This window comes from Pseudomonas ekonensis (assembly GCF_019145435.1).
Classification (GTDB): domain Bacteria; phylum Pseudomonadota; class Gammaproteobacteria; order Pseudomonadales; family Pseudomonadaceae; genus Aquipseudomonas; species Aquipseudomonas ekonensis.
This window is the reverse complement of sequence record NZ_JAHSTS010000001.1, coordinates 1825130-1843772: the sequence shown is the minus strand read 5'-3', so window position 1 is coordinate 1843772 and position 18643 is coordinate 1825130. Positions and strand designations below refer to the sequence as shown.

Annotated in this window: 16 protein-coding genes; 8 read left to right on the top strand and 8 right to left on the bottom strand. The window is 66.0% G+C overall.

Going from position 1 to position 18643, the window contains the following annotated elements; genetic code table 11:
- Positions 1–81: 81 nt before the first annotated feature.
- Both rnhA and KVG96_RS08450 read right to left on the bottom strand, forming a co-directional pair.
- Positions 82–534: a ribonuclease HI gene (rnhA, locus tag KVG96_RS08455; RefSeq protein WP_217891595.1), complete on the bottom strand. Its 453-nt coding sequence runs from the start codon at positions 532–534 to the stop codon at positions 82–84.
- Positions 535–625: 91 nt separating this feature from the next.
- Positions 626–1384 (bottom strand): class I SAM-dependent methyltransferase, encoded by a 759-nt coding sequence (locus KVG96_RS08450; protein WP_085583558.1) that lies wholly within the window; start codon positions 1382–1384, stop codon positions 626–628.
- A 65-nt stretch (positions 1385–1449) separates the two neighbouring features.
- Between KVG96_RS08450 and gloB the strand changes: the two genes are divergently transcribed.
- The 8 genes from gloB to fabI all read left to right on the top strand — a co-directional run bounded on the left by gloB (position 1450) and on the right by fabI (position 12237).
- Entirely contained in the window at positions 1450–2217 is a 768-nt protein-coding gene (gloB, locus tag KVG96_RS08445; protein ID WP_217891594.1) for a hydroxyacylglutathione hydrolase, read from the top strand.
- A 99-nt stretch (positions 2218–2316) separates the two neighbouring features.
- Positions 2317–3783 carry a transglycosylase SLT domain-containing protein gene (locus KVG96_RS08440; RefSeq protein WP_217891593.1) on the top strand — a complete coding sequence of 489 codons (1467 nt, stop codon included), beginning with the start codon at positions 2317–2319 and terminating at the stop codon, positions 3781–3783.
- A 258-nt stretch (positions 3784–4041) separates the two neighbouring features.
- Complete coding sequence (locus tag KVG96_RS08435; RefSeq protein ID WP_217891592.1) at positions 4042–5874, top strand: extracellular solute-binding protein; 1833 nt, start codon at positions 4042–4044, stop codon at positions 5872–5874.
- Positions 5871–7712 (top strand): extracellular solute-binding protein, encoded by a 1842-nt coding sequence (locus KVG96_RS08430; RefSeq protein WP_217891591.1) that lies wholly within the window; start codon positions 5871–5873, stop codon positions 7710–7712. Before KVG96_RS08435 ends, KVG96_RS08430 begins: the two co-directional genes overlap by 4 nt.
- 4 nt (positions 7713–7716) lie before the next feature.
- Entirely contained in the window at positions 7717–8790 is a 1074-nt protein-coding gene (locus tag KVG96_RS08425; RefSeq protein ID WP_217891590.1) for a microcin C ABC transporter permease YejB, read from the top strand.
- Between the two features lies 1 nt (position 8791).
- A complete protein-coding gene (locus KVG96_RS08420; RefSeq protein WP_217891589.1) occupies positions 8792–9811 on the top strand; it encodes an ABC transporter permease in 1020 nt (339 codons plus the stop codon).
- A gap of 1 nt (position 9812) precedes the next feature.
- The gene (locus KVG96_RS08415) at positions 9813–11423 is read left to right on the top strand and encodes an ABC transporter ATP-binding protein (RefSeq protein ID WP_217891588.1); all 1611 of its coding nucleotides are present in this window, start codon (positions 9813–9815) and stop codon (positions 11421–11423) included.
- Between the two features lie 19 nt (positions 11424–11442).
- Complete coding sequence (gene fabI, locus KVG96_RS08410; protein ID WP_217891587.1) at positions 11443–12237, top strand: enoyl-ACP reductase FabI; 795 nt, start codon at positions 11443–11445, stop codon at positions 12235–12237.
- 413 nt (positions 12238–12650) lie between these two features.
- Here the strand turns inward: fabI and KVG96_RS08405 are convergent, their stop codons facing one another.
- The 6 genes from KVG96_RS08405 to KVG96_RS08380 form a co-directional block, all read right to left on the bottom strand.
- Positions 12651–13616 (bottom strand): GGDEF domain-containing protein, encoded by a 966-nt coding sequence (locus tag KVG96_RS08405; RefSeq protein WP_217891586.1) that lies wholly within the window; start codon positions 13614–13616, stop codon positions 12651–12653.
- A gap of 40 nt (positions 13617–13656) precedes the next feature.
- The gene (locus KVG96_RS08400) at positions 13657–14235 is read right to left on the bottom strand and encodes a hypothetical protein (protein ID WP_217891585.1); all 579 of its coding nucleotides are present in this window, start codon (positions 14233–14235) and stop codon (positions 13657–13659) included.
- Position 14236: 1 nt separating this feature from the next.
- Entirely contained in the window at positions 14237–16399 is a 2163-nt protein-coding gene (locus tag KVG96_RS08395; protein ID WP_217891584.1) for a xanthine dehydrogenase family protein molybdopterin-binding subunit, read from the bottom strand.
- Between the two features lie 21 nt (positions 16400–16420).
- On the bottom strand, positions 16421–16876 hold the full coding sequence (locus tag KVG96_RS08390; RefSeq protein WP_085583535.1) for a (2Fe-2S)-binding protein: 456 nt from the start codon (positions 16874–16876) through the stop codon (positions 16421–16423).
- 137 nt (positions 16877–17013) lie between these two features.
- Positions 17014–17697, bottom strand: a complete 684-nt coding sequence (locus KVG96_RS08385) for a type 1 glutamine amidotransferase domain-containing protein (RefSeq protein WP_217892457.1) — start codon at positions 17695–17697, stop codon at positions 17014–17016.
- A gap of 5 nt (positions 17698–17702) precedes the next feature.
- Positions 17703–18626 carry an acetoacetate decarboxylase family protein gene (locus tag KVG96_RS08380; RefSeq protein WP_217891583.1) on the bottom strand — a complete coding sequence of 308 codons (924 nt, stop codon included), beginning with the start codon at positions 18624–18626 and terminating at the stop codon, positions 17703–17705.
- Positions 18627–18643: the final 17 nt, after the last annotated feature.

Sequence of the window (18643 nt, the reverse complement as noted above, 5' to 3'; positions counted from 1 at the left end):
ACAGGGGACCGATGGACAGCGCAGCCCCCCTGTGGGAGCCAGCCTGCTGGCGATGGGCCGCACCACGGTGCACGGCCGGAATCAATCCTGTTTGTAGCCCCGCACTTCGTCGACGCCACGGTTGGCCAACTGGTCGGCCCGTTCGTTGCCGTGATGGCCGATGTGGCCGCGCACCCATTTCCAGGTGACGTTGTGGCGGTTGACCTGCTCGTCGAGCTGCTTCCACAGGTCGGCGTTCTTCACCGGCTCCTTCGCGGCGGTTTTCCAGCCGCGCTTCTTCCAGTTGGCCATCCACTCGTTGATGCCTTTCATCACGTATTGCGAGTCGGTCACCAGCAGCACTTCGCACGGGCGCTTGAGGGCCTCCAGGCCGCGGATCGCGCCGAGCAGCTCCATGCGGTTGTTGGTGGTGTTGGCTTCGCCGCCCCACAGTTCCTTCTCGACGCCCTTGCACACCAGCAAGGCGCCCCAGCCGCCGGGGCCGGGGTTGCCCTTGCAGGCGCCGTCAGTGAACAGTTCTACGCTATCGGTCATGCCAGTCATCCAGAAATTGCCGGGCCTCGCCGGACAGCCGCCGACGATGGCCGAGGCCGGGGCACGCCCGGCCGGAATATAAAGAAGGTGTCTACGGTTCGATGCGGCGGCGGTTGACCTTGGCCATCGGCAGCGGAATCAGCTTGCCCATCGGCTCGCGGCGCTCCTGGCGCACCGGGCGCAGGCCGACCACGATCTTGCGCGCCACCAGCAGGTAGAAGCCGCCGCCGGCCAGTTGCCAGGCGCCGGCGCGGCGTTCCCAGCCGGCCAGGCGTGCCTGCCACGCGGACGACGCAAGCGGCGGACGATAGCACCCGAAGCGGCGTTTCTCCAGCGCGAAGCCCAGCAGGTTGAGCCAGTCGGCGACCCGCGAGGGCGAGATGCAGCGGGCCTTGCGCAGGCCGTCATGGGCGAACACATGGCGCAGGCCCCAGGCGCTCCAGGGATTGATGCCGATGATCAGCAGGTGCCCGCCGGGCCGCACGCTGCTGGCCGCCTCGCGCAGCAGGCCGTGGGGCGACAGGCAGAAATCCAGCCCGTGCTGCATGACCACCACATCGGCCGCATGCTCGCTCAACGGCCAGGCCTGCTCTTCGCAGACGATCTCCACCCCCGGCAACGGCGCGCCCAGGCGCACGTTGCGCTGCACCTGCGGCGCCGACGGCGGCGTCTCGGCGGACGGCCCGTAGTGCACCAGATAGCCGCCGAAAAAACGGCCCAGCTCGTCTTCGAGCATGCGCCGTTCCTCATCCAGCAGAAATTGTCCGAGGGGCCCGGACAGCCACTCCCGGGCCGAACTGATCAGGGCCAGCCAGTCAGGATCGGCCTGAGCGAACGCTTTATCGGTCATGTCGTTCTCCAAAGCGCCACGAAGCTCTAAGATGCGCCAATGTTACCCGTTTGGCGAATCCGAAGATGATACAGATCAGTGCCCTCCCCGCGTTCACCGACAACTACATCTGGTTGTTGCAGGATCATGCGACCCACCGCTGCGCGGTGGTCGATCCGGGGGATGCCGCGCCGGTGCAGGACTGGCTCGACGCCCATCCGGGCTGGGTGCTGGGCGACATCCTGATCACCCACCATCACCATGACCACGTCGGCGGCGTCGAGGCGCTAAAGGCGGCCACGGGCGCCACCGTCCACGGGCCGGCCAGCGAGAAGATCCCCGGCCGCGACATCGCGCTCAAGGACGGCGACAAGGCCCGCGTGCTGGGCTGGGACTTCGACGTCTACGCCGTGCCCGGCCACACCCTGGGCCACATCGCCTACTACCGCCATGGCCTGCTGTTCTGCGGCGACACCCTGTTCGCCGCCGGCTGCGGCCGCCTGTTCGAGGGCACGCCGCAGCAGATGCATCACTCGCTCAGCCGTCTGGCCGCGCTGCCGGAAGACACGCTGGTCTACTGCACCCACGAATACACGTTGAGCAACCTGAAGTTCGCCGCCGCGGTCGAACCGGACAACCCGCACATCGCCGCCCGTCTGGAAAAAGTCCGCCAGCAGCGGGAAAACGGCGTGATGACCCTGCCCTCGACCCTGGCCCTGGAAAAGCTCACCAACCCCTTCCTGCGGACGGGTGAAACATTAGTTAAACAAAAAGTGGACGAACGGAGCGGCCCTCAAAACCGGGCGCCGAGTGAGGTTTTTGCGGCACTGCGGGCCTGGAAAGACACGTTTTGAGGCACTCCCCAAACGGTACAAAAGTTCTGAACGGTTGACCGTTGGGGGTGCGCTTTCTAGAATCGCCCGACATTTTTGCCCGGAACTTACTTCCAGCCAATGTCGTCATCCATACGCAAGTCCGTCAACTCAGACGCACTGACCCGCCTGGCGCAAGCCATCGCGGTGGCTGTGTCCGCCACCCTGGCGGGCTGCTCCAGCCATGCGCCGCAGACTGACGCGACCCACGCGCCGAACATCGCTGCCCGGGCCAAACAGAAGCCGATCTGGCTGAACGAGAAGCCCAGCCCGCAGGTGCCCCAGGACATCTGGGCACGGATGCGCGAAGGCTTCCAACTGCAAGAGGGCCTGGGGGTCAACCCGCGCATCGAGCAGCAACGCCTTTGGTTCGCCAGCAACCCGTCGTTCCTCGAGAACGCCGGCGAACGCGGCAGCCTCTACATCCATTACATCGTCGAGCGCCTTGAAGAGCGCAACATGCCGCTGGAACTGGCCCTGCTGCCGGTGATCGAAAGCGCCTACAACCCGATGGCCTATTCCCGGGCCGACGCGGTGGGCCTCTGGCAGTTCATCCCGTCCACCGGGCGCTCCTTCAACCTGCGCCAGACCCGTTTCTACGACGGCCGCCGGGACATCACCGCCTCGACCACCGCGGCGATGGATTACCTGACCCGCCTGCACGACATGTTCAACGGCGACTGGCTGCTGGCCCTGGCGGCCTACAACGCCGGCGAAGGCACGGTGAGCCGCGCCATCGAGCGCAACGAGCGCCTCGGCCTGCCGACCGACTACTGGAACCTGCCGCTGCCGGCCGAGACCCAGGCCTACGTGCCGAAGCTGCTGGCCCTGTCCCAGGTGGTCATGGCGCCGGAAGCCTACGGCGTGAACCTCAACCCGATCGCCAACGAACCGTATTTCCAGGTCGTCGAGATCAACCAGCGCATGGACCTGTCCAAGGTCGCGGCGGTGGCCAACATCGACGAAGACGAGCTGTTCCAGCTCAACCCGGCGTTCAAGCAGCGCACCACCATCGACGGCCCGCAGCACCTGCTGGTGCCGACGTCCAAGGCGCAGCTGCTGACCGCCAGCCTGCAGACCATGCGACCTGAAGAGCTGATCAGCCCGCGCTCCCTCAAACCGGTGTTCGAGGGCGCCGACCCTGCCGAAGTCGCGCAGCTCAAGCGTGCCTACCGGGTCAAGCGCGGCGACAACCTCGCCTCCATCGCCAAGGCCAACAAGGTCGAGGTCAAGGACCTGCAGCGCTGGAACAAGCTGTCCGGCAAGAACCTCAAGGTCGGCCAGACCCTGGTGATGCGCGACACCACCAAACGCACCCCGGCCCGCAACGCCGGCGGCCGCATCAACACCGTGGTCGCGGCCAACAGCAAGGGCGGCGCCAAGGCCGACGCCCAGAAGCAGACCCAGTACAAGGTCAAGCAAGGCGACACCCTGTACGTGGTCGCCAAGCGCTTCAACGTCGAGATGCAGCACCTCAAGCGCTGGAATCCGGGCGCGGGCAAGGCCCTCAAGCCTGGGCAGATGCTCACGGTCTACCAGCCGCACTGACAGCCTGACCGACAAGCCCTGCAGCGTTACGCTTGCAGGGCTTTTTTTGTGGGTGCAACTGTCTTGATCCGCTCAGGCGACGGCTTGACTGACGCCATCGCCAGCAGGCTCGCTCCCATCGTGATCGATGTCGCACACCGGATTCATACGCTGTGGGACCCGCACAATTAACGGCGCATTAAGCGCTGTCTTTTTCCTGTCCGGACAAGCTGTTACTGTACGGGCCACAAAGCCCAAGCCGCCTGGACCGGATCCGACTTGAAGCGTCCCTTCCTCCTGCTCCTGATCAGCCTGGCCTTGAGCTCTCCCGCAAGCGCGACCATCACCGAAAGCCACGGTTATGCGCAGTTCGGCACGCTCAAGTACCCGGCCAGCTTCACCCACTTCGACTGGGTCAACCCGCAGGCGCCCAAGGGCGGCACGTTGCGGGTGATGGCGTTCGGCACCTTCGATACGCTCAACCCCTACACTTTCAAGGGCACCAGCCCGGTCACCACGCCGAACTTCCTGCAGTACGGCATCAACGAGCTGAACGAACCGCTGATGGTCGGCACCGGCCAGTACGCGCCCTCAGGCGACGAACCCGCCTCCAGCTACGGCCTGATCGCGCAATCGGTGGAGTACAGCGAAGACCGCAGCTGGGTGGTGTTCAACCTGCGCCCGCAGGCGCGCTTCCATGACGGCACGCCGATCACCGCCTACGACGTCGCGTTCTCCTACCGCCTGCTGCTCAAGGAAGGCCATCCGCTGTACCGCACCAGCCTTCAGGAGGTGTCGCGGGTCGACATCCTCAGCCCGCAGCGCATCCGTTTCGTGCTCAAGCGCTCGGGCAATCCCTTGCTGATCCTGCGCCTGGGCGAACTGCCGGTGCTGCCCCAGCATTACTGGAAGGGCCGCGACTTCAAGGCCACCACCTTCGAACCGCCGCTGGGCAGCGGCCCTTACCGCATCACCTCGGTGACGCCCGGACGCCAACTGGTCTTCGAGCGGGTCAAGGACTATTGGGGCAAGGACCTGCCGGTCAACCGCGGCAAGTACAACGTCGACCGCATGGAGGTCGAGTTCTACCGCGACAGCGACGTGGCCTTCGAAGCGTTCAAGGCCGACGAGTTCGACATCTATATCGAGCACCAGGCCAAGAACTGGGCCAACGGCTACAACTTCCCGGCCCTGCGCCGCGGCGAGGTGATCAAGGCGCAGATCCCGCACCGGATCCCGACCCAGAGCCAAGGCCTGTTCATGAACACCCGACGGCCGGTCTTCGCCCAGGTCAAGGTGCGCGAAGCCCTGGGCCTGATGTTCGATTTCGAGTGGACCAACCGCGCCCTGTTCAGCGATGCCTACCGGCGCAGCGTCAGTTATTACCCCAACAGCGAGTTCAGCGCCGAAGGCCTGCCGGTGGGCCATGAATGGCTGATGCTCAAGCCGTACAAGGATCAGCTCCCGGCCCGCCTGTTCACCGAACCCTTCAGCCTGCCGCAGACCGACGGCCGCGGCATCCCCCGGGAGACCCTGCGCAAGGCCCTGGGACTGCTGGCCGAAGCGGGCTGGACGCTCAACGGCCAGCGCTTGCAGAACGCCGCCGGGCAGCCCCTGCGCTTCGAGACCCTGCTCGTCAACCCGAACCTGGAGCGGATCCTCCAGCCCTACGTCGAAAACCTCAACAGCATCGGCATCGACGCCCGGCTGCGCACGGTGGACCGCGCCCAGTACAAGCAGCGCCTGGATCAGTTCGACTTCGACATGATCCTGATGACGCTCAACCAGACCCTAAGCCCAGGGCTTGAGCAATGGCAGTACTTCCACTCAAGCCAGGCCGCCGTCAAGGGCAGCAAGAACTACGCCGGCATCGCCGACCCCGTGGTCGACCACCTGCTCGAGCAATTGCTCGCCGCCCGCACCCGGGACGAACAGGTGGCCGCGGGCAAGGCACTGGACCGCGTGCTGCTGTGGCAGCACTACAGCACTCCCAACTGGTACCTCAATTATCACCGCCTGGCCTACCGCAACCGGTTCGCCTTCGTCACCACGCCCCCCTACACCCTGGGCCTGAGCGCGTGGTGGCTGAAGTCTTCGGAGAAAGATCGATGAAACCCTTCCGCGCCCTGCTCCTGCAGGCCAGCGGCCTGCTGTTCGCCGGGCTGGCCTGCGCCGCCCCGCAGCACGCCGTGACCCTGTACAACGAGCCGCCCAAATACCCGGCCGACTTCAAGCAGTTCGACTACGTGAACCCCGACGCGCCCAAGGGCGGGATTTTCCGCCAGGCCGGGTTCGGCGGCTTCGACAGCCTCAACCCGTTCATCAGCAAAGGCGTGCCGGCGGACAACATCAGCCAGATCTACGACACCCTCACCCGCCACAGCCTGGACGAGCCCTTCACCGAATACGGCCTGATCGCCGGCAAGATCGAAAAGGCCCCGGACAACAGCTGGGTGCGCTTCTACCTGCGCCCGCAGGCGCGTTTCCACGACGGCCATCCGGTGCGCGCCGAGGACGTGGTGTTCAGTTTCCAGACCCTCACCAAGGACGGCTCGCCGCTGTACCGCGGCTACTACAATGACGTCGACGAAGTCATCGCCGAAGACCCGCTCAAGGTGCTGTTCAAGTTCAAGCACACCAACAACCGCGAACTGCCGCTGATCCTCGGCCAGTTGCCGGTGCTGCCGAAACATTGGTGGGCCAGCCGCGACTTCAACAAGGGCAACCTGGAGATCCCGCTGGGCAGCGGCCCGTACCGCGTGGCCGAAGTGAAGGCCGGGCGCTCCGTGCGCTACGAGCGGGTCAAGGACTACTGGGGCAAGGACCTGCCGGTCAACCGCGGCTTCTACAACTTCGACGTGATGACCACCGACTACTACCGCGACAACACCGTGGCGCTGGAAGCCCTCAAGGCCGGGCAGTTCGACTATTGGCTGGAGATGACCGCCAAGAACTGGGCCAACGCCTACAACATCCCCGCCGTGACCGAAGGGCGGCTGATCAAGGAACAGATCCCCAACGGCAACCCCACCGGCATGCAGGGCTTCGTCTACAACCTGCGCCGCCCGGTGTTCCACGACGTGCGGGTGCGCCAGGCCCTGAGCCTGCTGCTGGACTTCGAGTGGACCAACAAGCAACTGTTCAACAGCGCCTATGCGCGCACCCGCAGCTATTTCGAGAACTCGGAAATGGCCGCCACCGGCCTGCCGGACGCCGACCAGTTGGCGATCCTCGACCCGTTCCGCCGCCAACTGCCGGCCCAGGTGTTCAGCGAGGCCTTCGAAAACCCCAAGACCGACGGCAGCGGCATGATCCGCCCGCAGCAGCGCGAGGCCTACCAGTTGCTGCAGGAGGCCGGCTGGAAGATCGTCGACGACAAGATGGTCGACGCCGACGGCAAACCGGTGGTCATCGAGTTCCTGCTGGCCCAGACCGACTTCGAGCGGGTGCTGCTGCCGTTCAAGCGCAACCTGAGCGACCTGGGCATCGACCTGGTGATCCGCCGCGTGGACGTCTCGCAGTACGTCAACCGCGTGCGCTCGCGGGACTTCGACATGATCGTCGGCAGCTTCCCGCAGTCCAACTCGCCGGGCAACGAGCAGCGCGAGTTCTGGATGAGCGCCGCCGCCGACAAGCCCAGCAGCCGCAACTCGATGGGCCTGAAGGATCCGGTGGTGGACCGGCTGGTGGAGCAACTGATCAACGCCGATTCGCGCAAGAGCCTGGTGGCCCATGCCCGGGCCCTCGACCGCGTGCTGCAATGGGGCTACTACGTGATCCCCAACTGGCACATCAAGACCTGGCGCGTGGCGTACTGGAACCACATCGGCCATCCGAAAGTCTCCCCCAAGTACGACATCGGCATTGATACCTGGTGGATCAAGCCCGACGCCAAACCGGCGATAGAAGTCCAGACCCAACTGCAGGCCGCCCCAGCGGACACGGAGTAATCAGATGCTGGCGTACATTTTTCGGCGACTGCTGCTGATCATCCCGACCCTGTTCGGCATCCTGCTGATCAACTTCGTGATCATCCAGGCCGCCCCCGGCGGGCCGGTGGAGCAGATGATCGCCAAGCTCGAAGGCTTCGAAGGCGCCACCAGCCGCATCGCCGGCGGCGGCGCCGAGGTGTCGGTGGCCGGCTCGTCCTACCGCGGCGCCCAGGGCCTGGATCCGGCGCTGATCAAGGAAATCGAGCACATGTACGGGTTCGACAAGTCGGCCCCGGAACGCCTGTGGATCATGGTCAAGAACTACGCCCGGCTGGATTTCGGCGACAGCTTCTTCCGCGACGCCAAGGTGATCGACCTGATCAAGGAAAAGATGCCGGTGTCGATCTCCCTGGGCCTGTGGAGCACGCTGATCATGTACCTGGTGTCGATCCCGCTGGGGATCGCCAAGGCCACCCGGCACGGCAGCCACTTCGACGTCTGGACCAGTTCGGCGATCATCATCGGCTACGCGATCCCGGCGTTCCTGTTCGCGATCCTGCTGATCGTGGTGTTCGCCGGGGGCAGTTACCTGGACTGGTTCCCCCTGCGGGGCCTGACCTCGAACAACTTCGACGAACTGAGCCTGGGCGGCAAAGTCCTCGACTACTTCTGGCACCTGGCGCTGCCGGTGACCGCCCTGGTGATCGGCAACTTCGCGACCATGACCCTGCTGACCAAGAACAGCTTCCTCGACGAGATCAACAAGCAGTACGTGGTCACCGCCAAGGCCAAGGGCCTGACCCGCCGCCGCGTGCTGTACGGCCATGTGTTCCGCAACGCGATGCTGCTGGTGATCGCCGGGTTCCCGTCGGCGTTCATCGGCATCTTCTTCACCGGCTCCCTGCTGGTGGAAGTGATCTTCTCCCTCGACGGCCTCGGCCTGATGAGTTTCGAGGCGGCGATCAACCGCGACTACCCGGTGGTGTTCGGCACCCTGTTCATCTTCACCCTGCTGGGGTTGGTGGTGAAACTGATCGGCGACCTCACCTACACCCTGGTCGATCCGCGCATCGACTTCGAAAGCCGGGAGCATTGAGATGAACCTGTCCCCTCTCAACCGCCGCCGCGTCGAACTGTTCAAGGCCAACAAGCGCGGCTGGTGGTCGCTGTGGCTGTTCCTGATCCTGTTTGGCCTGAGCCTGGGCGCCGAACTGATCGCCAACGACAAGCCGCTGGCGATCCACTACGACGACCAATGGTATTTCCCGGCGCTCAAGCGCTACCCGGAAACCGCGTTCGGCGGCGAATTCCCGCTGGAGGCCAACTACAAGAGCCCGTACATCCGCGAACTGCTCCAGAGCAAGGACGCCTGGGTGCTGTGGGCGCCGATTCCGTTCAGCTACCAAAGCATCAACTACGACCTGAAGGTCCCCGCCCCCGCCCCGCCCTCGGCGGTCAACCTGCTGGGCACCGACGATCAGGGCCGCGACGTGCTGGCGCGGGTGATCTACGGTTTTCGCATTTCGGTGCTGTTCGCCCTGACCCTGACCGTGCTCAGTTCGCTGATCGGCGTGATCGCCGGTGCGCTCCAGGGCTTCTACGGCGGCTGGGTCGACCTGGCCGGCCAGCGTTTCCTGGAGATCTGGTCGGGGCTGCCGGTGCTGTACCTGCTGATCATCCTGGCCAGCTTCGTGCAGCCGAACTTCTGGTGGCTGCTGGGGATCATGCTGCTGTTCTCTTGGATGAGCCTGGTGGACGTGGTGCGCGCCGAGTTCCTGCGCGGGCGCAACCTGGAGTACGTGCGCGCGGCCCGAGCGCTGGGGATGCGCAACGGCGCGATCATGTTCCGCCACATCCTGCCCAACGCCATGGTCTCGACCATGACCTTCATGCCGTTCATCCTGACCGGCGCCATCGGCACCCTCACGGCCCTGGACTTCCTCGGCTTCGGTTTGCCGGCGGGCAGCCCGTCGCTGGGCGAGCTGGTGGCCCAGGGCAAATCCAACCTGCAGGCGCCGTGGCTGGGCATGAGCGCGTTCGCCGTGCTGGCCCTGATGCTCAGCCTTCTGGTGTTCATCGGCGAATCCGCCCGCGACGCCTTCGACCCGAGGAAGTGAAATGAATCAGGACAATCTGATCGAAGTGCGCGACCTCGCCGTCGAGTTCGGCTGGGGCGACCGCGTCCAGCGGGTGGTCGAGGGCGTGAGCTTCGACATCAGGCGCGGCGAGACCCTGGCCCTGGTCGGCGAAAGCGGCTCCGGCAAGTCGGTGACGGCGCACTCCATCCTGCGCCTGCTGCCCTACCCGCTCGCCCGCCATCCGGCCGGCAGCATCAACTACGCCGGGCAGAATCTGCTGGACCTGAAGGAAAAGACCATCCGTCACATCCGCGGCAACCGCATCGCGATGATCTTCCAGGAGCCGATGACCTCGCTCAACCCGCTGCACTCCATCGAGAAGCAGATCAACGAGGTGCTGGGCATCCACAAGGGGCTGACCGGCAAGGTCGCGACCCGGCGCACCCTGGAGCTGCTGGAGATGGTCGGCATCCCCGAACCCGCCAAGCGGCTCAAGGCCTTGCCCCATGAGCTCTCCGGCGGCCAGCGCCAACGGGTGATGATCGCCATGGCCCTGGCCAACGAGCCGGAACTGCTGATCGCCGATGAGCCGACCACCGCGCTGGACGTGACCGTCCAGCTGAAAATCCTCGATCTGCTCAAGGAACTCCAGGCCCGCCTGGGCATGGCGCTGCTGCTGATCAGCCATGATTTGAACCTGGTGCGAAGAATTGCGCACCGCGTATGTGTCATGCAGCGCGGTTGCATCGTCGAACAGGCATCGTGCGCCGAGTTGTTCCGTTCTCCGCAGCATCCGTACACCCGGGAACTGCTGGCGGCGGAGCCCAGCGGAGGCCCGGCGGGCAACAAGGCCGGGGCGCCGCTGCTGGAGGTCGAGGACCTGAAGGTCTGGTTCCCGATCAAGAAAGGCCTGTTCAAGCGCACGGTGGACCACGTCAAGGCCGTGGACGGCATCCGCTTCAGCTTGCCCCAGGGGCAGACGTTGGGGATCGTGGGCGAAAGCGGTTCCGGCAAGTCCACGCTGGGTCTGGCGATCCTGCGGCTGATCGGCAGCCGCGGCGGCATCCGTTTCGAGGGCAAGCAGCTAGACTGCCTGACGCAGAACGAAGTCCGCCCGCTGCGCCGGGAGATGCAGGTGGTGTTTCAGGATCCGTTCGGCAGCCTGAGCCCGCGCATGTGCGTGAGCCAGATCGTCGGCGAAGGCCTGCGGATCCACGGGATCGGCACCGAAGCGGAGCAAGAGGCGGCGATCATCGCCGCGTTGAAGGAGGTAGGCCTGGATCCGGAGACCCGGCACCGCTACCCCCATGAATTTTCCGGTGGGCAACGGCAGCGTATCGCCATTGCCCGGGCCCTGGTGCTCAAGCCGGCGCTGATCCTGCTGGACGAGCCCACCTCGGCACTCGACCGGACGGTGCAGCGGCAAGTGGTGGAGCTGTTGCGTTCACTGCAAGCCAAGTACAACCTGACGTATTTGTTCATCAGCCATGACCTGGCTGTCGTCAAAGCGCTGAGCCACCAGCTGATGGTGGTCAAGCATGGCCAAGTGGTCGAACAGGGGGACGCGCAAGACATTTTTGCCGCCCCCCGACATCCGTATACACAGCAGTTGCTGGAAGCCGCTTTTTTGGCGCCAGCCTCTGCGCAATAACCTGAAAGAGGAGCAACACATGGGTTTTCTCGCCGGTAAGCGCGTACTGATCGTCGGTGTCGCCAGCAAGCTGTCCATCGCATCCGGCATCGCTGCCGCCATGCATCGCGAGGGCGCTGAGCTTGCCTTCACTTATCAGAACGACAAATTGAAAGGTCGTGTCGAAGAATTCGCCGCAGGCTGGGGTTCGAGCGCCGAGCTGTGCTTCCCTTGCGACGTGGCCAGCGACGAAGAGATCGCCAAGGTCTTCGAGGAGCTGAGCAAGAAGTGGGACGGCCTGGACTGCATCGTGCACTCCGTCGGCTTCGCCCCGGGCGACCAACTGGACGGCGACTTCACCGAAGCCACCACCCGCGAAGGTTTCCGCATCGCCCACGACATCAGCGCCTACAGCTTCGTGGCCCTGGCCAAGGCCGGCCGCGAGATGATGAAAGGCCGCAACGGCAGCCTGCTGACCCTGTCGTACCTGGGCGCCGAGCGCACCATGCCGAACTACAACGTGATGGGCATGGCCAAGGCTTCGCTGGAAGCCGGCGTGCGCTACCTGGCCGGTTCCCTGGGCCCGGACGGTACCCGCGTCAACTGCGTATCGGCCGGCCCGATCCGCACCCTGGCCGCTTCCGGCATCAAGAACTTCCGCAAGATGCTGGCCGCCAACGAAGCGCAGACCCCGCTGCGCCGCAACGTCACCATCGAAGAAGTCGGCAACGCCGGCGCCTTCCTGTGCTCCGACCTGGCGTCGGGCATCAGCGGTGAAATCATGTACGTGGACGGCGGTTTCAACACCACCGCCATGGGCAACATCGAAGAGTGATCTTCGGTTAGCCGACGAAAAACCCGCCATCCGGCGGGTTTTTTTGGGCCTGCAGATCCTGCATTCCCCCAGGATCCCGGTGGGAACGCGGGATCCGCAAGCGATGGCGGTCTGGCCGAAGCATCGTTGTTGTCTGACCCACCGCCATCGCGGGCAAGCCCGCTCCCACAGGGATCGCAGGTGTCTGCAGAATCGGTGCACACCTCCGAAACCCGTGGGAGCTGGCTTGCCAGCGATGAGGCCGGTACTGCCGACATCTCTGCTGCCTGACCCACCGCCATCGCGGGCAAGCCCGCTCCCACAGGGGTCGCAAGTGTCTGCAGAATCGGTGCACACCACCGAAACCTGTGGGAGCTGGCTTGCCAGCGATGAGGCCGGTACTGACGGCATCCACAACCGCTTAGCCCCTGCGATCAACGGCGCTTCAACGCCTGCTTGTGCGCATACATCGCCCCGTCGGCGTCGGCCAGCAGCCGGTCCACCGTGTCGTGGCGCTGGGGGTCGTATTCGATCTGTCCGACGCTGAAGCGGATGTCGTAGCCGCGTTGCAGGGTCGCGTTGCGTTCGTCGAGGATGTCCTTGAGCCGCACCATGATCGCCGTGGTCTCGACATGGCTGGAGCCGGTCAGCAACGCCACGAACTCGTCGCCGCCGAGCCGGCCCACCACGTCGCTCTCCCGGAAGGCGATGCGCAGCACGTCGGCGAAGGTCTTCAGGGCGCTGTCGCCCTCGGCGTGGCCGAACAGGTCGTTGATCTGCTTGAAGTCGTTGAGGTCGAAGAACAGCAGCGTCGCCGGCTTGTCGAGCCGGGCGCAGGCGTCCAGGCCATGCTGCGCCAAGGCCTTGAAACCCCGGCGGTTGGACAGCAGCGTCAGCTCGTCCAGGGTCGCCATCTGCACCGCCATCAGTTCCTGCTCGGCCATCCGGGCAAGATCGCGCAGCAGTTCGCGCTCTTCGTCGTCGAGTCGGCGGGGTTTGGTGTCGATCAGGCACAGCGTGCCCAACTTGCTGCCGTCGCCGACCGTCAGCGGGCAACCGGCATAGAAGCGGATGCCGGGATCGCCGGTGACCAGCGGGTTGTCGTGGAAGCGCTCGTCCTGCGCCGCGTCGTCGACCTGCAGGATCTGGTCGCCCAGGATCGCATGGCCGCAGAACGACACGTCACGCCCGGTTTGCGTGGCGTCGAGCCCCACGCACGACTTGAACCACTGGCGCTCGGCATCCACCAGGCTGACCAGCGCGATCGGCACGTTGAACACCCGCCGCGCCAGGCGGGTGAGGCGGTCGAAGCGTTCTTCAGGCACGGTGTCGAGGACATTGAGCCCATGCAGCGTCGCTACGCGGGCCTGCTCATTGACGGGTTTTCCGGGGGGCAACATCGCTCACTCCATTGAGGGGGCTGCCCCTGAGCGTAGACCATCAACCGCCCGTCACCGGACACGGCCCGCCGGCACCGGCCCACAGCCTGAACTGTTCGACGAACAGGTCGTGCGGCACCGGCACCGGTTGGCGCCCGGTGCCGGGGTTCCAGCCCCAGAGCACCAGTTTGTCTTCGCTGACATGCTTGATCAGCGCCGCGAAGTCGCGGTCGCCGTTGCTGGCGCGGTCCTTGATCATGGCGCACAGCCGATCCGGCGGCAGGCCGATCCAGGCCATCTTGTGCGCGGCCGGCGGCAGGCTCCAGTGCGGGGCCCCCGGCGGCGCATGGGGGCCGTAGCTGGCCGGCGGGTTGTTTTCGGCGTGGCAGGCGGCACAGGGCAGACCGGCGGCGCCCTTGCCGTCCAGGCCCCGCACCACGTTCATCGCATGGGGCGTGCCGGCGTCGAACTGCAACGGCGAATCGCCGGGAATGTGGCAGTTCTGGCAGCGCGGGCTCTGGAACACCTTCTGCACCGTGCCGAACGCCTTCAAGGCTTCCTGATCGTCGGCGAACAGATCCGAGGCGTAGCCGCCCAGGCCGACCAGGATCACCGTGCCCAACAGCAGATGGCGTCTCATCTCACACCCCCGACAGTTGCAGCGGCAGTTCCCGCAGGCGTTGCCCGGTCAAGGCGTACAGCGCGTTGGCCACCGCCGGCGCGGTGGGCGGCACCCCGGCCTCGCCGATCCCGCCGGGTTTGTCGGTGCTGGGCACGATGTGCACTTCGACCGTCGGCATCTCGTTCAGGCGCAGCACCTGATAGTCGTGGTAGTTGGACTGCACCACCCGCCCGTCCTTGACGGTCAGCTTGCTGTGCAGCGCCATGCCCAGGCCGAAGGTGATGCACGACTCCATCTGCGCGGCGATGCTCTGCGGGTTGACCGCAATCCCGCAGTCCACCGCGCACACCACCCGGTGCACGCGGATCGCCAGGTTGTCCTGGGACACCTCGGCCACCTGCGCCACGTAACTGCCGAACGACTCGTGCACCGCCACCCCGAGGGCGTGGCCGTCGGGCAGCGGCGCCTTCCAGCCGGCCTTCTCCACCGCCAGGTTGAGCACCCCGAGGTGGCGCGGATGGGCCTTGAGCAAGGAGCGCCGGTACTCCACCGGATCCTTGCCCGCCGCTGCGGCCAGCTCGTCGATCAGCGATTCCATGACGAACGCGGTGTGGGTGTGCCCCACCGAGCGCAGCCACAGCACGTTGATGCCGGTCTGCGGCGAATGCAGCTCGACCTGCCGGTGCGCCAGTTCCTTGAGGTAGGGGCTGTCGGCCACGCCTTCGACCGAGGTCGGGTCGATGCCGTTCTTGACCATGGTCGCTTCCAGCAAGGTGCCGGTCATGATCGACTGCCCGACCAGCACATGTTGCCAGGCCTGCGGCAGACCGTCGGCGCCGAGCCCGACCCGGGCCTGATGCAGGAACATCGAACGGTAGTAGCCGCCGCGGATGTCGTCCTCCCGCGACCACACGGTCTTCACCGGCATGGCCGCCGCCTTCGCCACCTGCACCGCTTCGGCGACGAAGTCCGAGGTCGGATTGGCCCGCCGGCCGAAGCCGCCGCCGAGGAACTCGGTGTGGATCTGGACCTGTTCCGGCTTCAGCCCGGTGATCTTGCCGGCGATCATCTGGTCCAACGTCTGGAACTGGGTGCCGGTCCAGATCTCGCACTTGTCGGCGCTGATCTTCACCGTGCAGTTGAGCGGCTCCATCGGCGCGTGGGCCAGGTACGGCACGCTGTATTCGACGTCGATCTTCTTCGCCGCCTTGGCGAAGTTGCCCTTGGCGTCCCCGGCCTGGCTGGCGGAGGTGCCTGGGGTGGCCGCCAGTGTGCGGAAGCTGTCCAGCAGCTTTTCGCTGCTCAGGTCCGCGTGGGGGCCAAGATCCCAATCGACCTTCAGCGCATCGCGGCCCAGCTTGGCCGCCCAGTAGTGCTCGGCGATCACCGCCACCCCGCTGGGCACCTGTACCACCTTGTGCACGCCGGGCACCGCCAGCGCCTCGGCGCCTTCGAAGGACTTGACGGTGGCGCCGAACACCGGCGCCCGGGCGACCATCGCGGTCATCAGGCCGTCGAACTGCACGTCCATGCCGAACTTGGCGCGGCCGGTGATTTTCTCCGGGGTGTCGAGGCGTTTGGTGGGTTTGCCGATGACTTTCCAGTCCTTGGCCTGCTTGAACACGATGCTTTTCGGATCCGGCGCCGGCAGTTGCCCGGCGGCGTCCGCCAGCTCGCCGTAGGTGGCGCGCCGGTCGCCGGCGATCACCACGCCGGACTCGGTGCGGATCGCCGACGGCGCCACCCCGAAGCGCTTGGCCGCCGCCTCGACCAGCATCTGTCGGGCCGTGGCCCCGGCCAGGCGATAGCGGTCGAATTCCATCCAGGTCGAGGTCGAGCCACCGGTGATCTGCATCCCGCCGAAGGCCGGCATGCCGTAGTCGGCCGCCGAGGCCGGCGAATGCTCGACGCGGATCTTCGACCAGTCGGCGTCCAGCTCTTCGGCGATCAGCATGGTCAGGCCGGTCCAGATGCCCTGGCCCATTTCCGAATGCCCCAGCAGCACGGTGACGCTGTCATCGGCGCCGATGCGCAGGAAGGCGTTGGGCGCAAACACCTTGCCTTCGTTGTCCGCCGCCCTGGCGAAGCGATGCCCGCCGGGCACCGTGAACGCCACCACCAGCCCGCCGCCCAGCACGGCGCTGCCCTTGAGAAATCCCCGACGGGATACGGAACCGTTCATCGCTCACCTCCCCTGCCGGGCTCAGCCGATGTCAGCGGCGCGTTTGACCGCCGCGCGGATTCTCGGATAGGTGCCGCAGCGGCAGATGTTGCCGGAGAGCGCCTGGTCGATGTCGCTGTCGGTGGGCTTGGGGATCTTCGCCAGCAAGGCGGCGGCGGACATGATCTGCCCGGACTGGCAGTAGCCGCACTGCACCACGTCCAGCTCGGCCCAGGCCCGCTGCACCGGGTGCGAGCCGTCGCTGGACAGGCCTTCGATGGTGAGGATCTTCTGGCCGTGGGCCACCGCGGTGGCCGGCGTGATGCACGAGCGCATCGGCGCACCGTCGACGTGGACGGTGCAGGCGCCGCACTGGGCCATGCCGCAGCCGAATTTGGTGCCGGTCAGGTGCGCGACGTCGCGCAGGACCCAGAGCAACGGCATGTCCGCCGGGACATCGAGCTCCTGATCCTTGCCGTTGATGTTCAAGGTCAGCATCGGGGACTTCCTCAGACTCACGGTGTTCTGAAGGGGGCGTCGCTGCGGCGGTCGATGCCTGCGCGCGCCTCGGTTATCCCTTTGAGCTAAGCGCAATTTGCCCCGACGGCCAGCCGCCGCGACCGCCGGTCATGCGCTCAGAGCATGGCCGCCACCCGCTGCGCCGTGGCCTTGGCCGACTGCGGATTCTGCCCGGTCACCAGCCGGCCGTCCGCGACGACCCTGGAGGTGAACGGCAGCAGCGCCTTTTCGTAGCGCGCGCCGCGCGCCTTCATCTGCTGCTCTGCGTTGTACGGCACCTTGCCCGCGACGCCGGCCAGCACTTCCTCGATCCATGAGTAACCGGTGACCTTGCGCCCGGCCACCAGCAAGCTGCCGTCCGACAGCCGCGTATTGAGCAATCCGCAGTATCCGTGGCAAACCGACGAGACGATGCCGCCCCGCTCGTAGATCTCCCGGGTCAGCCGTTGCAGGCCGGCGTCCTCGGGAAAGTCCCACATCACCGCGTGCCCGCCGGTGAAATAGATCGCATCGAACCCGGCCGCGTCGATCCGGTCGGGGCTGGCGGTGTCGGCCAGCAGCGCCATGCTCGCCGGATCGTTGAGCCAGGCGCTGGCCGAACGGTCGAGCAGCGGCCACTTCAGTGCACGCGGTTCCAGGGGGCTGGCGCCGCCGAGCGGGCTGACCAGCCGCTGCTCGAAGCCCTTGGCGGCGAACACCTGCCAGGCGTGGGTCAGCTCGCCCAACCACAGCCCGGTCGGCTCGGACGGGTCGGCATAGTGGGCAACATTGGTGACGACATGAAGGATCCGGCGGGTCATTTCGGTCATTCGCTCCGGTGGGTGGCGGCCTGGCCGAACGCCGTCAGCGGCACCGGCAGGTTCAGCACGATCTGCGCATCCTTGATCACGTCCAGGCGCAGGATCCGCGAAGCGCCCAGGCCGTCGAGCAACTGGCTCAGCGGGCCGCCGTTGCGCTCCAGCCGTACGTTGCGGGGAAACAGGCGTTGGGCAAAGGATAGTGTGTTGCTCTGCACCACGCTCTGGTGCCACAGGCCGTCGACCTGATGGATCATGGTGGCGGTGCTCATGCGCGACTGGGGCTGCACGTGGGTCAGCGACGGCAGCGGCACCTTGAGCTGCAGGTCCGGCAAGCCCTTGGGCCCGGCGATGCGGGCGCTGACTTCGGCGCCGATGTCGACCTTGATGTCGGCGCGCCACTTGGGCAACTGATAGCCGTGAACGCCGCGCACACGGGCGATCTCGGTGTTCACCGGCAACGCCAGCACGTGGGCGGTGAAACTGCGCCGGCGCATGGCGTCCATCAGTTCCAGCGCATGGGAGCCCCGGGCGCCGGGACGACGTACGACGACCGCCACCGACACTTCGTCATAGGGGTCGTTGTCGCACACCGAATAGGTGAAGAACGTCAGCGCCACCAGCCCGTAGCCGGGAAAGGCCCGCAGCGGTTCCAGCGGCGCCGGCAACGTGGCGCGCAGCCGGTCGAGGGGCGCCAGGAACAGCAGCTGGACGCTGCCGGAACGGTAGTAGAAGTTCGGCGCCCAGGTCGGCCCGACGCGGGACGCCACTTGCTGCTTGGGAATGCGCCGGAAGAAATCGATGTTGCCGGCCGCCTTGTCGCGGGCCACCTGGTCGAGGTCGGGGTTCATCCGGAAGCGGTCGTAGTAGCCGCCCTCCAGCACCTCGACCTTGTGCGACCCGAATTCGACCTCTGTAAAGCGCTTGCTCATGTTGGCTGACCTTTCTC

What these genes read in the sequence shown, in the direction of transcription:
- KVG96_RS08385 (WP_217892457.1), bottom strand. Translation starts at nt 17,697, where the DNA reads ATGACCCGCCGGATCCTTCATGTCGTCACCAATGTTGCCCACTATGCC.
- KVG96_RS08400 (WP_217891585.1), bottom strand. Translation starts at nt 14,235, where the DNA reads ATGAGACGCCATCTGCTGTTGGGCACGGTGATCCTGGTCGGCCTGGGC.
- KVG96_RS08395 (WP_217891584.1), bottom strand. Translation starts at nt 16,399, where the DNA reads ATGAACGGTTCCGTATCCCGTCGGGGATTTCTCAAGGGCAGCGCCGTG.
- KVG96_RS08430 (WP_217891591.1), top strand. Translation starts at nt 5,871, where the DNA reads ATGAAACCCTTCCGCGCCCTGCTCCTGCAGGCCAGCGGCCTGCTGTTC.
- KVG96_RS08420 (WP_217891589.1), top strand. Translation starts at nt 8,792, where the DNA reads ATGAACCTGTCCCCTCTCAACCGCCGCCGCGTCGAACTGTTCAAGGCC.
- KVG96_RS08390 (WP_085583535.1), bottom strand. Translation starts at nt 16,876, where the DNA reads ATGCTGACCTTGAACATCAACGGCAAGGATCAGGAGCTCGATGTCCCG.
- KVG96_RS08415 (WP_217891588.1), top strand. Translation starts at nt 9,813, where the DNA reads ATGAATCAGGACAATCTGATCGAAGTGCGCGACCTCGCCGTCGAGTTC.
- rnhA (WP_217891595.1), bottom strand. Translation starts at nt 534, where the DNA reads ATGACCGATAGCGTAGAACTGTTCACTGACGGCGCCTGCAAGGGCAAC.
- gloB (WP_217891594.1), top strand. Translation starts at nt 1,450, where the DNA reads ATGATACAGATCAGTGCCCTCCCCGCGTTCACCGACAACTACATCTGG.
- KVG96_RS08440 (WP_217891593.1), top strand. Translation starts at nt 2,317, where the DNA reads ATGTCGTCATCCATACGCAAGTCCGTCAACTCAGACGCACTGACCCGC.
- fabI (WP_217891587.1), top strand. Translation starts at nt 11,443, where the DNA reads ATGGGTTTTCTCGCCGGTAAGCGCGTACTGATCGTCGGTGTCGCCAGC.
- KVG96_RS08450 (WP_085583558.1), bottom strand. Translation starts at nt 1,384, where the DNA reads ATGACCGATAAAGCGTTCGCTCAGGCCGATCCTGACTGGCTGGCCCTG.
- KVG96_RS08380 (WP_217891583.1), bottom strand. Translation starts at nt 18,626, where the DNA reads ATGAGCAAGCGCTTTACAGAGGTCGAATTCGGGTCGCACAAGGTCGAG.
- KVG96_RS08425 (WP_217891590.1), top strand. Translation starts at nt 7,717, where the DNA reads ATGCTGGCGTACATTTTTCGGCGACTGCTGCTGATCATCCCGACCCTG.
- KVG96_RS08405 (WP_217891586.1), bottom strand. Translation starts at nt 13,616, where the DNA reads ATGTTGCCCCCCGGAAAACCCGTCAATGAGCAGGCCCGCGTAGCGACG.